The sequence below is a fragment of the Roseicella sp. DB1501 genome, from assembly GCF_013112485.1.
In the GTDB taxonomy this organism is placed as follows: Bacteria; Pseudomonadota; Alphaproteobacteria; order Acetobacterales; family Acetobacteraceae; genus Paracraurococcus.
In genome coordinates this window covers 508,955-521,235 of the sequence record NZ_JABFHG010000002.1, presented here as the reverse complement: position 1 = coordinate 521,235, position 12,281 = coordinate 508,955, and the positions used below count along the sequence as shown (strand labels likewise).

The following is a 12,281-nucleotide window of genomic DNA, read 5'->3' as shown; positions in this document are numbered from 1 at the left end:
GGGAGACTGCCGGGCCGGCGACGCGCCGGCACCTGCTGCCCTGCGCCGCGCCGATGACGAGCGTGTGAAGCCGGCGCCGGACTCACCGACCGGCGGGCAGCACCAGCCTCGCCCCGAAGGGCAGGGTGGCGAATTCGTCCGCCGGCAGGCCCTCGGTCGCCAGCGCCGCCGCCAGCCGCGCCTCCGGCTCCCCGATCGGCTCGTCGGTCAGCCCGGCGAAGGTGCCGAAATGCATGCCGAGGCTGCGCCGCGCGCCGAGGGCGCGATGCGCCATCACCGCCTCCTCCGGCTCCATGTGCTGGGTCTTCATGAAGAAGCGCGGCGCATAGGCGCCGATCGGCAGCAGGGCGAGGTCGATGCGCGGGAAGCGCCGGCCGATCTCGGCGAAATGCGGGCACCAGCCGCTGTCGCCGGCGAAGTAGACGCAGGCGGCGGGGCCCGCGACCGTCTCGATGACGAAGCCGCCCCAGAGGCTGCGGTTGCGGTCCCAGGCGGTGCGGGCGGAGAAATGCTGCGCCGGGACATAGGTGACGCGCAGCCCGGCGACCTCCGTCGCCTCCCACCAGTCGAGCTCCCGCGCCGCGCGAATCCCGGCCTTGGCCAGGTGCCGGGCATTGCCGAGCCCGGTCACCGCCGGCGGCGACCAGCGCCGCCGCACCTGCCGCAGGGTCGGCAGGTCGAGATGGTCGTAGTGGTTGTGGCTCACCAGCAGCAGGTCGCAGCCGGGCAGGGCGGCGAGGGGCTGGCCCGGCGCCCGCACCCGGCGCGGCCCGGCGAAGGCCAGCGGGCTGGCGCGCCTCGACCAGATCGGGTCGAGCAGCAGGCAGCGCCCGCCGATCTGCAGGAAAAAGCTGGCATGGCCGATGAAGGTGGCGCCGATCTCGCCCGGCCCGAGCCGCGCGGGCGGCGGCTGCGGCGGGTCGGCGATCCAGGCCGGCCAGGGCGCCGGCCGGGCGGTGCGGCGCCAGCGCCAGACATCGCGCAGGCTGTGCTGGGTCGCGTCATGCGGGTTGCGGAAGCCGCGCCCGGCATGGTGGCCGGCGGCGGGGGCGGGCGGCGCCGCCGCGGTCATTTGCAGTCGAGGACGCGCAGGTCGTAGACCGGATGCTCGAGCATGCTGACGCCCGGCGCGTTGGCGAACATCCAGCCGCGGAAGACGACGGCATTGCCGCGCAGGCTGTCGGTGATCTCCATCCAGGCCGCAGCATCCGGCACCTCGCCGACGGGGCGGGCGTTGCAGGCGCGGACATCGATGGTGAGCGTGCCGAACCGCGCCGGCTGCCCGACCTTCGCCGGCAGCACGGTGACGCGCGCCGTCACCTTGTCGAGCAGCTGCAGCTCGGCGACGGGCTTCGGCTCCCAGCCCTGCGCCGCGGCCGGGCGCGCCGCGCCGAGCAGGACCAGGGTCGCGAGCCCGGCCAACCAGGTGATGCGGGCTTGCATCAATCCTGACGTGCAGCCGGCGGAGCGCCCGGACGGGCGCCGCCACCAGCGTGGCGTAGCCAAGCCACCGGAGGCGGCGCCGGCGACCGCGGGCATCGATGGGTCACCATCGCTGCGCACCGACACGGGACGCGCCATCTCAGGACCGCCGCTTCGGGCTCGGCAGGGCGGCGACCATGGCGGCGAGGATGCGCCGCATCTCCGCCTCGTCGACGCCCATCAGCACGGCATCCTCAAAGGCGTCGCGCATCACCTGGGCCAGCTCGCGGTGGTTCTCGGCGAGCATCTTCAGCTTCTCCCGGCAGGCGAGCGGCGCGCCGTCGCTGCCCGGCCAGCTCTCCGGCGGCTCGAGGCTCATCGCGGCGCCGTGCCCCCGGCAGCCCCGCCCGCGGCCGGCGCATGCCCCTGCTGTCCCTGGGTCTGGGAGCCCTGGTTGCTCGCATTCATCTGGGTGACGGAGAAGATGAAGCGCCCGAGCAGGGATTCGAGGCTGACCGAGCCCTGCGTCTCGGTGATCTTGCCGCCATCGGCGAGCAGCTTGTCGCTGCCGCCCGGCACGAGCGAGATGTACTTGCCGCCGAGCAGCCCCTCCGAGGTCACCTCGGCCGAGGTGTCGACCGGCAGCTTCAGCGCGCGGTCCACCCGCAGGGTGAGATCGGCCGCGAAGGTCCGCGGGTCGATGCCGCTGGCCGTCACCGTGCCGACCTTGACGCCGGCGATGCGCACATCGGCGCCATTGGCCAGCCCGTCGATGCGGTCGAAGCTCGCATGCAGCACCATGCCGTCGCCACCGACGCTGCCGCGGCCACTGTGCAGCACCGCATAGGCGAGGAAGACCGCCGCGACCGCGATCACGACCGCGCCGGCCGCGATCTCGGCGAAACTGCGTCCCTTCATACTGATTTGCTTCCGCCCACCCGCGTCACGAACCAGGTGTCCAGGCCTCGTAATCGCCGCCGGTGACGCGGCGGGTGCCGCCCACATAGTCGTGGCCGGCCGGCCGGTAAGCGTGCGGGGTGCCGGTCAGGTTCGGCCGGTGCTCCTGCTGCCAGGGGTAACGCTTGGTTTCCGGCAGGGGCTCGGGCACGGTGTGGTGCAGCCAGGCATGCCATTCCGGCGGCACCACCGTCGGCTCGCGCCCGCCGCCGGCATAGACCGCCCAGCGCCGCGGCCGGTTGTAGACGGGCAGGTTGCTGCGGCCCTCGTAATAGACATTGCCGAAGCGGTCGGTGCCGACCTTGCGCCCGCGCAGGGGCGAGGTGAGGCGAAGCAGGAAGGACATGGGTCCGGAAAGGCTCCTCGGGGTCCGCGCGAAAGCGCCACGCGGGCGGCGTCGGTAGGGGGCGCACCATCGCACAGCGGAAGAACCGGCGCAAAGCGATCGGGCTCCCCGGGCGCCCTACCGCATCTAGGGGGCAGAGTCGCTCCGACTCACAAAATATGGCTTCCGCCGGGGCCGTTGCCGCCCTAGCATCGGCGCATGGCACGCATCCAGGGCACGCTGTGGGATGGGGTGGCGCTGCGGCGCCTGCGGGCAGGGGCGGATCCCGATGCCGCGCCGCGCCCGGTGGCGCTGCCGCGCGCCTGGGAACTGGGCTGGGAGGCGGAGGCCGCCGCCGCGCTGGCCGCCCTTGCCCCGGGCGAGGGGCCGGCGAGCCTGCCGCGCGCCGCCGAGGCCTGGATCGCCCGCGCCGCCGCTGAGGGCCGCCGCGCCGGGCTGTTCGAGGCGGCCGGCGCGGCCGCGATGCAGGAGGGGCTGCGGGCCCTGCTGCTGCAGCGCCGCGGCGCGCCTGGGGCCGAGATCTGGCGCGAGACCGGGCGCAAGACGGGGCGCCAGGCCGGGCAGCCGACCGCGCGCGGCGCCGCCAGGCCGGCCGAGGCCGCGCCGCCGCGCTTCGTGCTCAACCTGCCGGCCTTCCTCGACCCGGAGGGCGGCTTCGCCGCCGCCGCCTATGCCGAGGCCTGCGCCCTCGCCGTGCGGGCGCTGGACGCCCTCTCAGGCGGCCGGGCGGAGCGGCTGCGGCTCGGCTTCGCCGATCTCGCCGGGCTGCTGGCCGGGCTCGGCCTCGCCTATGAGTCTGGCGAGGCGCGCGCCGTCGCCGCCGCCATCGCGGCGCTGACCCGCGGCGCCGCCGCCGCCGAATCGGGCCGCCTCGCCGAGGCGCTGGGCGCCCGCGCGCCGGTCGCGCTGGACTGGCCGGCGCCGCCCGCGGCCACGGTGGTGCCCGGCCTCGCCGAGGCCGCCCGTGCCGCGCTGGACGCCGCGGCCGGCATGCCCGGCCTGCGCCACCGGGCGCTGGTCGCGCTCGCCCCGCCGGATGCGGTCGAGGCGCTGCTCGGCGCCGAGACCGGCGGCCTCGCCCCCGCGGCCGGGCCGGTCCGCAGCCAGCTCGGCGCCGCGGGGCAGCTGCTCGACCTGCCGAGCCGCGCGGCGCTGCGCGCCGGGCCCCGCGCCGCGGCGCTGCTCGGCCCGGTCGCCGAGACGGGGCGGGAGGCGATGCGCCAGGCGGTCGCGCCCTTCCTGCAGGCGCCGCCGCCCGCGCCGGTGGCGCTGCCGGCGCCCGCACGGCCGGCGCCGCGCCCGGCCCCGGCGCTCCGCCGCCATGCCGGCACGGTGATGCATGTGACGGTCGGCGGGCATCGGGTGACGCTGCGCACCACCGAGGATGCCGAGGGCCGGCTGCTGGAGGTGGCCTTCGCCCTGTCGAAGGAGGGGGCGGCCTTCCGCAGCCTGATGGAGGCCTTCGCGCAATCCGTCTCGCTCGGCCTGCAGGGCGGCGTGCCGCTCGCCGACTACGTCGAGGCCTTCGCCTATACCCGCTTCGGCCCGGCCGGGCTGGTGGAGGGCGATCCGGCGATCCCGCGCGCCACCTCGGTGCTGGACTGGGCCTTCCGTCGTCTCGCGCTCGACTATCTCGGCCGGCGCGACCTGCCGCAGCCCTCGGAGGAGGATTGCCTCGGCGATGCGGTGGGGCATGCGGCGCAGGTGGCGCCGCTGCTGCCGCTCGACCTGCCGGCGGCGGCGAGCCCGCGCGGGCGGCGGCGCGCGCTCAGGGTGGTCTGATCCCGGCGAAGGCGCTGCCGCGCCTTCCCGGAGCCCCCGTGATTCGCAGCGGGCCCGAGCGGCGCCGCAGCCTGCCGCGGCGAAGCCGCGGCAGGGCGACGGGTGGCGTCGCGCCAGGGCATGGAGGCCATGCCCCACGCCATGCAGCCTATCCCCGCTCCGGCTCGAAGCTCCGCTGCCACAGCGTCTCGCCGGCCAGGTCCTTCAGCATCACCGTCAGCGCGCCGCTGCGCCCCTCGATCGCCGCCTCGCCGAAGAACTGCCCGCCCTCGACCGGCGAGACGTTGATCCGCCCGTCCGGCGCCTTCTGCCACACCACCTCGAGCCCGAAGGTGTCGTCCGGCGGGTTGGGGCCGAAGCCGCCGGCATGCAGCGGGCCGGAGACGAATTCCCAGAAGGGCGCGAAGTCGCGGTAGCGCGCCCGCGCCGGGTCGTAGCGATGCGCCGCGGTGTAGTGCACATCGGCCGTGACCCAGACGATGTTCCTGAGTTTCGCCGCCTTGATGGCCGAGAGCAGCCCGGCGATCTCGATCTCCCGCCCGAGCGCCGGCCCGTCGCCATTCGCCACCGCCTCGAAGATCGGCCGCCCCGCCGCATCCTTGCCGTCCGGCACCTGCAGGCCGATCGGCATGTCGGCGGCGATCACCTTCCAGGTGGCGCGGCTCTCCAGCAGGCCGGCGAGCAGCCAGCGGATCTGCTCCCGGCCGAGGAAGGCGGTCTCCGGCCCGGCCTGCTCCTCCCGGTTGGGGCCGTTCGGGCCGCGATAGCTGCGCATGTCGAGGGCGAAGACGTCGAGATGCGGGCCGTAGCCGATCTTGCGATAGACCCGCTCCGGCTCCTCGGCGCCATGCGGCCGCATCGGCGCGTAGTCGAGGAAGGCGCGCGTCGCCATGGCCTGCAACTGCGCGATGCGCGTCTCGGCATAGCGCCCGTCCAGCAGCTTGCTGTCGGACCAGTTGTTGGTGACCTCGTGGTCGTCCCACATCCAGAGCTGCGGCACCTCGGCATGGAAGGCGCGGAGGTTCCGGTCCATCAGGTTGTAGCGGTGCCGGCCGCGGAACTCGGCCAGCGTCTCGGCGACCTTCGCCACCTCCGGCGTCACCAGGTTCTTCCACAGCCTGCCGTCGGGCAGCTTGATCTCGGCCGGGATCGGGCTGTCGGCATAGATCGTGTCGCCGCAATGGATGAAGAAATCGGCGCCGGTCTTCCGCATCGTCTCGTAGCAGCGATAGCCGCCCCAGTCCTCGTTGATGCCCCAGCCCTGGCCGGCCGTGTCGCCCGACCAGAGGAAGCGGACATCCCGCCGCGCCGCCGGGGCGGTGCGGAAGCGCCCCAGCACCGGGGCGGAGAGCGGCGCCCCGGCATCCGGCCCGGCGAAGCTGACGCGATAGAAGATCTCGGCATCGGCGGGCAGGCCGCCGAGGTCGAGCCGGGCGGTGAAGTCGCTGGCCTCGGTCGCCCAGGGGCCGCGGAGGCGCGTGGCGTTGCGCATCCCCTCATCGGTGGACCATTCGACGATCATCCGCGCGGTGCGGTCGGCGCGGCTCCAGATCAGCGCCCGGTCGGCGGTGACGTCGCCCGTCGCGGCGCCCCATTCGGCGCGCGGCCGCGCGGCCTCGGCGGCGATGGCGGCCGGGCCGTGAAGGAGGCCGCCCTGGCTGCCGGCGGCGAGCCCGGCGGCGCCCAGCAGAGCGGCGCGTCGGGGGATGCGGAGGGTGCTCATGCCCGTCTCCTGTCGCGGTTGGCTTGGTGCCCGGCCTGTAGCGCCGGCGCGTGACCCTTCCGCGACACTCGCGTTGCCGGCGGATGACGGCTGTCGCCGGGGCGCCCCTCTGCGCGCCCTCTGGGCCATGGATTCACGCAAGCCGCCCGCGCCTCTATGCTGGCGCCGCTTCTTCGACGGGACGCAGCCATGGCCGAGACGGTGATCGAGTGCTTCTACACCCTGTCCTCGCCCTGGATGTATTTCGCCGCGCCGCGGCTGCGCGCCATGGCCGAGCGGCACGGCGCCCGGGTGCGGCTGCGGCCCTTCGACTTCCCCGCCGTGGTGCCGCAGACCGGCGGCATCCCGCTGCGCACCCGGCCGCAGCCGCGGCAGGACTACCATGCGCTGGAGCTGGATCGCTGGCGGCGGCATCTCGGCATGCCGCTGACCCTGCGGCCGCGCCACTACCCGCCGAGCGACCAGCGCCCGGCCGGGCGCATGGTGATGGCGGCGCAGCAGCGGGGGCTGGACGCGCAGGCGCTGTCGCAGGCGATCCTGACCGCGCTCTGGGTGGAGGAACGCGACATCGCCCTGCCGGAGGAGCGCGCCGCGATCGCCGATGCGCTCGGCCTGGACGGCGCGGCGCTGGTCGCCGCCGAGGAGAGCCCGCCGGTGCTGGCGGAATGGGCCCGCAACAGCGAGGAGGCGGTGGCGCGCGGCGTCTTCGGCAGCCCGACCTTCTTCCTGCCGACGCCCGGCGGCGCGCTCTGGCTCTGGGGCCAGGACCGCCTGTTCTTCCTCGAGCAGGCGCTGGCCGGCGACGCGGTGCAGACGCCGTGAACGGGACCGCGGCGCAGCCAATCCACACCGCCGTCATCGGCGCCGGCATCGTCGGCGCCTGCACCGCCCTCGCCCTGCTGCGGGAGGGGCATCGCGTCACCCTGATCGAGCCCGGCCCGCCCGGCGGCGAGCAGGCGGCGAGCTACGGCAATGGCTGCTGGCTCAGCCCGATGTCGGTGATCCCGCCGGCCACCCCCGGCCTCTGGCGCAAGGTGCCGGGCTTCGTCGCCGATCCGCTCGGCCCGCTCGCCATCCGCTGGACCTACCTGCCGCGGGTGCTGCCCTGGCTGGCGCGCTACCTCGCCGCCGGCTGGACCGAGGCGCGGGTCGCCCGCACCGCCGTCGCGCTGCGCGCCATGCTGCGCGACGCCCCGGCGCTGCATGCGGCGCTGGCGGCGGAGGCGGGGGTGCCGGGCCTGATCGAGCGGCGCGGCCTGATGTACGTCTATCCCTCGCGCGCGGAGTTCGAGGCCGAGGCCATGGCCTGGCGCATCCGCCGCCAGGTCGGGATCGAATGGCTGGAGCTCCCGGCCGAGGAGATGCGGCAGCGCGAGCCGGCGCTCGACCGGCGCTACGGCTTCGGCGTGCTGGTCGAGGAGGGCGGGCATTGCCGCGACCCCGGCGCCTATGTCGCGGCGCTGGTGGCGCAGGCCGAGGCGGAGGGCGCGGCGCGCCTCGCCCGCCGCGCCACCGGCTTCCGCATCGAGGGCGGGCGGCTGCGCGCGGTGCTGACCGAGGCGGGGGAGGTGGCGGCGGACCGCGCGGTGATCGCCGCCGGCGCCCAGTCCCGCGCCCTGGCCGCGGCGGCGGGCGACCGCCTGCCGCTCGAGACCGAGCGCGGCTACCACGCCATGATCGAGGGCGCCGAGACCGGCCCGCGCACGCCGCTGATGCCCTCCGACGGCAAGATGTCGATCACCATGACGGATCGCGGACTGCGCTGCGCCGGGCAGGTGGAGATCGCCGGCCTCGCCGCCGCGCCGAACTGGCGGCGTGCCGAGATCCTGCGCGACCATCTGCTGCGCAGCTTCCCCGGCCTGCCGCGCGACCTGCCGGCGGAGCGGGTGCGGGTCTGGATGGGGCACCGGCCGAGCATGCCGGACGGGCTGCCCTGCATCGGGCCGGCGCGGGGCAGCGCCGACATCCTGCACGCCTTCGGCCATGGCCATGTCGGGCTGGTGGCGGGGCCGCGCACCGCTCGGCTGGTCGCCGCCCTGCTGGCCGGGCGGGCGCCGGAGATCGATCCGCGCCCCTATGATCCCGGCCGATTCCGTTGATTTACCGCTCGCAAAGCCCGGGCGGCGGTGTCATGCTCAAACCATGGCGGGCCTGCACCTTGGGACCGGCCGAACATCGAGACACGGAAATTAGCGCAAGTGCCTTCCGACAACGATCTGCGGGACGATGCCGGGCCCGTCGAGGCCCAGGTGAAGTGGTACAACGCCCGCAAGGGGTTCGGCTTCGTGCTGGGTCCCGATGGTCAGGACGTGTTCTTCCATGCCTCGGCCCTGACCGAGGCGGGGATCGAACCGCCTGACACGGGCGACACGCTTGTCTGCGAGATCGGCACCGACCGGCAGGGCCGCCGCCTGGTCACCCGCATCACCGAGCTTCGGCGGGGCGAGGGCGGGGCCGCGGGCGGCGCGGCGCGCCGGCCGTTCCGGGAAGGCTTCGGGGACCGGCCGCCGCGGCGCGATTTCGGTGGCGGCGGCGGCTTCGGCGATCGGCCGCCGCGGCGCGACTTCGGCGGCGGCGGGGGCTTCGGCGCCCCGCGCGGCGGCTTCGGCGACCGGCCGCCGCGGCGCGACTTCGGGGGCGGCGGCGGGGGCTTCGGCGCCCCGCGCGGCGGCTTCGGGGACCGGCCGCCGCGGCGCGACTTCGGCGACCGCGATGCCGGCGGCCCGACCTATGCGGTCAGCGGCACGGTGAAGTGGTTCGACCAGGTGCGCGGCTTCGGCTTCGTCACGCCCGAGGATGGCGGCCAGGACGTGTTCCTGCACTCCTCCGTCCTGCAGCGCGCCGGCCGGCAGGATGTGCAGCAGGGCGAGAAGGTCGATCTCGATGTCCGCGACGGCCAACGCGGCCGGCAGGCGGTCAACCTGAAATAGGCTCTCCCCGAGGGTCGGGGGTTGTGCGAAGGCCGGGTTCCGCCCGGCCTTTTTCGTGTCGGGCCTTCTTAGCGTCGGGCCTTCTTCGTGTCGGGCCTCACCCCGCATGGATGAAGCCATAGGCCGGCCACTGGCTGGCGCCGTAATCGCCGATCGGCGGATACCAGACCCGCACCAGCGACCAGTCATTGCCCGGCGAGACGTCGAGCACCGGCTGGTCGCGCGCCTCCCGGCCCTTGCCGCGGCCGGAGGCCCAATTGGCGTGGTCGACCCGGATCTCCCGCGCCGAGACCAGGCGGCTGACCACCGCCACATGCCCCTGCGGCAGGCGGGAGGTGCGCATCAGCACCAGCACGCTGCCCGGGCTCGGCCGCTGGTCCCGCCGGTATTGCCCCTCGGCCGCCGCCCACCACTGCCAGGCATCGCCCCGCAGCGCGAGGCCCGAGCGGGCCCGGGCATAGGGCACGCAGGACAGGCTGCTGACCCCCGCATAGGCCCCCGGGGTCGGAGCCGGCCGGCGCGCCGTGCCGCAGCCGAGCAGCAGCAGCGGCGCCATCAGGATCAGCCGTCGCATGCCCGCATCCCCGATCGGCGGGCGGGGCAGAGCCGAGTCGCCCATGGTCGCCCGTCCCGTTGCGGCGTCGATCCTACAGGCTCATGCGGAATGCCGCCAAGCGGGGATTGCAAGTCTTTGGAATCAGGCATTTCTCCCTGTCAGCCATTGCCGCCAACCTGCGGCGATGCCACACCGGACCGGCAACCGGCGCGGTTTTCCAACCTGACTATCGCGCCCGTCGCGCGGTTGTGCTGAAAGAGCGGGCCGGAACCGGTGCGGCCACGCAACCGGACCGGTGAGAGAGACGCCAGGGCTCCCGCCGCTGCCAGGAAGGGCATCAGGAATGTCACACGAAACCCCGCGGTCCCAGCGGGTCCGGGGCCGCAGGACCCGGCTTGCCGCCGCCCTCGCCGCCGCCACGCTCCTCAGCCAGCCCGCGCTCGCCGTGCAGCGCTGCAGCAACGAGACCGAGCAGGCCGTCTTCGAGGTCGAGGCGTTGAAGACCGAGCTCATGGTCGTCGCCACCACTTGCAAGGGCGACAACGAGGAGCGCTACAACAACTTCGTCCGCCGCTACCAGCCGGCGCTCGTCGTCTCCAACCGCGAGGTCGGGCAGTATTTCACCCGCCATTACGGCCGCAACGGCCAGCGGCAGCAGGACATCTTCATCACCGAGCTGGCCAATGCCCGCTCCAACGACGCGCGCGCCCTCGGCAGCGATTTCTGCGCCCGCAACAGCGGGCTGTTCGACGAGGTGATGTCGCTGAGCGGCCTCACCGACCTGCCGGCCTACGCCGCCACCAAGAACCTGCTCGCCTCCGGCGTCACCGCCTGCCCGAGCGCCGCCTCGGCCGCCGCCGCCCCGACCAGGACCGCCGCCCGCGGGAGCAAGCGCAAGTGAGCCAGCCGAGCCTTCGCGCCTTCGCCGCCCTCGCCACCCTGGCCGGTCTCGCCGCCTGCGCCCCGCAGCAGCAGGCGCAGCAGGGCGCGCGCGTCTACTACGCCGATACCCAGGGCCAGTCGGCGCTCTGCACCGTGCCTCCGAAGGTCGAGCTGTCGAGCGGCCAGCAGACCGAGACGACCATGGTCATGAAGAACGACGGCGGCTGGTGCGGCATCACCGTCGCCCAGCCCGGCGGCCCGGTCGGGCGGAAGCCCTATGATGCCGGGCTCCTGGTCGGCCGGCCGGAGCATGGCCGGGTCTTCGTGCACAAGGTCGGCGACGTCACGCGCGTCGACTACATCCCCGACGCGGCCTTCGGCGGCGAGGACCGCTTCACCGTCCGCTTCCTGCCGGGCAACCCGGCGCTGCGCGTGGCGGTGACGGTGGAATACACCGCCCCGCCGGCCCCGCCCGCGCCGCCCGCCGCCCCGCCGGCGCCGGCCAAGAAGCGCGCCGCCCCGGCGAAGAAGCGCTGACCTGCGGCGGCGGGGCCGGCACGCCGCCGGCCCCGCCGACCTGCTACTGCAGCAACGCGCGGTAGCGCGCGAGCAGGGCGCGGCCATCGGGGCCGGCCTTCTGCGCCCATTCCTCCTCCTGCTTCGCGCCGATGGCGCGCAGCCCGGCAAGCAAGGCCGGGCTCGGCTCCGGCGTCTGCATGCCATGGCTGCGCAGCCGGTCGAGCTGCACCGGCTCGGACTCCTTCGCCGCCGCCCAGCCATGCTCCATCGCCCTGGCCGCCGCGTCGCGCATCGCCGCGCGCACCGCCGGGTCGAGCGCCATGAAGGCGCGGGTGTTCACCAGCACCGCGTTGCGCGTCAGGGTGAAGCCGATGTCGTAGACATACTTGGCGAAGTCCCAGGCGGCGCTGTCGGCGCCGGTCTGGGCGCTGGTCAGCATGGCGTTGACGATGCCGGTGGCGAAGGCCTGCGGCACGTCGGCCGCTTGCACCAGCACCGGCGTCGCGCCCATCAGCTCGGCCATGCGGGCGATGATCGGCGTCTGCGCCCGGAAGCGCGAGCCCTTCAGGTCCTCGAGGCTGCGGATCTCCGCCTTGCCGTAGATCGACTGGCTCGGCCAGGGCACGTAGTAGAGCGGCGTGACGCCCTGCTTCTCGAAGCGGGCGCGCAGCGCCGGCTCGCTCGCCTCGTGCAGCTTGCGCGCCTCGGGATAGGTGGTGGCGAGGAAGGGGATGAAATCCACCTCGAAGATCGGGTCCTCGTTGCCATAGGCGCCGAGCAGGATCTCGCCGAGCTGCACCTGGCCGGTCTGCACCGCGCGCTTGATCTGCAGCAGCGGCAGCAGCGAGGCATTGCTGTGCAGCTGCACCTGCAGCGCGCCGGGCGCCGCCTTCTCCAGCTCGGCGAGGAAGAACTTGATGGTCTGGGTGTGGTAGTTGGCCTCCGGATAGGGCGAGGCCATCACCCATTTCGTCTGCGCCCCGGCCGGGCCGGCGAGCGCGAGCAGCGCGGCGAGCGCCAAGGTTGCGATGCGATGCATACCGCTCCTCCGAATGCAGGGCCGTGGAGGGCGGCGTTCTTCCCCGGGCGCCGAGTATGGCAGGGCCCGGGCGGCGGGGCCATCCGGGGCATCGGATGCGCGGGACCAGCCGGTTCCTGCGCGCC

At 74.6% G+C, this 12,281-nt stretch carries 14 protein-coding genes; 6 read left to right on the top strand and 8 right to left on the bottom strand.

The annotated features are described in order from the left end of the window. Positions 1 to 82: 82 nt before the first annotated feature. From HJG45_RS05885 to HJG45_RS05865, 5 genes are all read right to left on the bottom strand, one after another. Positions 83 to 1,072 (bottom strand): MBL fold metallo-hydrolase, encoded by a 990-nt coding sequence (locus tag HJG45_RS05885; protein WP_171611145.1) that lies wholly within the window; start codon positions 1,070 to 1,072, stop codon positions 83 to 85. Beyond that, complete coding sequence (locus HJG45_RS05880) at positions 1,069 to 1,443, bottom strand: DUF2155 domain-containing protein (RefSeq protein ID WP_171611144.1); 375 nt, start codon at positions 1,441 to 1,443, stop codon at positions 1,069 to 1,071. Before HJG45_RS05880 ends, HJG45_RS05885 begins: the two co-directional genes overlap by 4 nt. A gap of 139 nt (positions 1,444 to 1,582) precedes the next feature. Continuing rightward, positions 1,583 to 1,801, bottom strand: a complete 219-nt coding sequence (locus HJG45_RS05875; RefSeq protein ID WP_171611143.1) for a hypothetical protein — start codon at positions 1,799 to 1,801, stop codon at positions 1,583 to 1,585. Next, the gene (gene mlaD, locus HJG45_RS05870; RefSeq protein ID WP_171611142.1) at positions 1,798 to 2,340 is read right to left on the bottom strand and encodes an outer membrane lipid asymmetry maintenance protein MlaD; all 543 of its coding nucleotides are present in this window, start codon (positions 2,338 to 2,340) and stop codon (positions 1,798 to 1,800) included. Before mlaD ends, HJG45_RS05875 begins: the two co-directional genes overlap by 4 nt. Before the next feature lie 25 nt (positions 2,341 to 2,365). Continuing rightward, on the bottom strand, positions 2,366 to 2,725 hold the full coding sequence (locus HJG45_RS05865) for an NADH-ubiquinone oxidoreductase subunit NDUFA12 family protein (RefSeq protein WP_171611141.1): 360 nt from the start codon (positions 2,723 to 2,725) through the stop codon (positions 2,366 to 2,368). Between the two features lie 198 nt (positions 2,726 to 2,923). Between HJG45_RS05865 and HJG45_RS05860 the strand changes: the two genes are divergently transcribed. After that, entirely contained in the window at positions 2,924 to 4,507 is a 1,584-nt protein-coding gene (locus HJG45_RS05860; RefSeq protein ID WP_171611140.1) for a TSCPD domain-containing protein, read from the top strand. Positions 4,508 to 4,655: 148 nt separating this feature from the next. Here the strand turns inward: HJG45_RS05860 and HJG45_RS05855 are convergent, their stop codons facing one another. Next, a complete protein-coding gene (locus tag HJG45_RS05855; RefSeq protein WP_171611139.1) occupies positions 4,656 to 6,230 on the bottom strand; it encodes an alkaline phosphatase in 1,575 nt (524 codons plus the stop codon). A gap of 189 nt (positions 6,231 to 6,419) precedes the next feature. Between HJG45_RS05855 and HJG45_RS05850 the strand changes: the two genes are divergently transcribed. The 3 genes from HJG45_RS05850 to HJG45_RS05840 all read left to right on the top strand — a co-directional run bounded on the left by HJG45_RS05850 (position 6,420) and on the right by HJG45_RS05840 (position 9,160). Continuing rightward, entirely contained in the window at positions 6,420 to 7,052 is a 633-nt protein-coding gene (locus HJG45_RS05850) for a 2-hydroxychromene-2-carboxylate isomerase (protein ID WP_171611138.1), read from the top strand. Next, positions 7,049 to 8,329: an NAD(P)/FAD-dependent oxidoreductase gene (locus HJG45_RS05845; RefSeq protein WP_368040518.1), complete on the top strand. Its 1,281-nt coding sequence runs from the start codon at positions 7,049 to 7,051 to the stop codon at positions 8,327 to 8,329. Before HJG45_RS05850 ends, HJG45_RS05845 begins: the two co-directional genes overlap by 4 nt. 99 nt (positions 8,330 to 8,428) lie before the next feature. Further along, positions 8,429 to 9,160 (top strand): cold-shock protein, encoded by a 732-nt coding sequence (locus HJG45_RS05840; protein ID WP_368040517.1) that lies wholly within the window; start codon positions 8,429 to 8,431, stop codon positions 9,158 to 9,160. A gap of 97 nt (positions 9,161 to 9,257) precedes the next feature. On the opposite strand, the gene HJG45_RS05835 is transcribed toward HJG45_RS05840, so the two are convergent. Then, the gene (locus tag HJG45_RS05835) at positions 9,258 to 9,734 is read right to left on the bottom strand and encodes a CHAP domain-containing protein (protein WP_171611136.1); all 477 of its coding nucleotides are present in this window, start codon (positions 9,732 to 9,734) and stop codon (positions 9,258 to 9,260) included. A 325-nt stretch (positions 9,735 to 10,059) separates the two neighbouring features. Here HJG45_RS05835 and HJG45_RS05830 point away from each other — a divergent pair, with 325 nt between their 5' ends. Together HJG45_RS05830 and HJG45_RS05825 are read left to right on the top strand one after the other, a co-directional pair. Beyond that, a complete protein-coding gene (locus HJG45_RS05830) occupies positions 10,060 to 10,617 on the top strand; it encodes a hypothetical protein (RefSeq protein ID WP_171611135.1) in 558 nt (185 codons plus the stop codon). Further along, positions 10,614 to 11,135, top strand: coding sequence for a hypothetical protein (locus tag HJG45_RS05825; RefSeq protein ID WP_171611134.1), 522 nt, complete (start codon positions 10,614 to 10,616; stop codon positions 11,133 to 11,135). Before HJG45_RS05830 ends, HJG45_RS05825 begins: the two co-directional genes overlap by 4 nt. Positions 11,136 to 11,178: 43 nt before the next feature. Here the strand turns inward: HJG45_RS05825 and HJG45_RS05820 are convergent, their stop codons facing one another. Beyond that, positions 11,179 to 12,156 carry a TRAP transporter substrate-binding protein gene (locus tag HJG45_RS05820; protein WP_171611133.1) on the bottom strand — a complete coding sequence of 326 codons (978 nt, stop codon included), beginning with the start codon at positions 12,154 to 12,156 and terminating at the stop codon, positions 11,179 to 11,181. Positions 12,157 to 12,281: the final 125 nt, after the last annotated feature.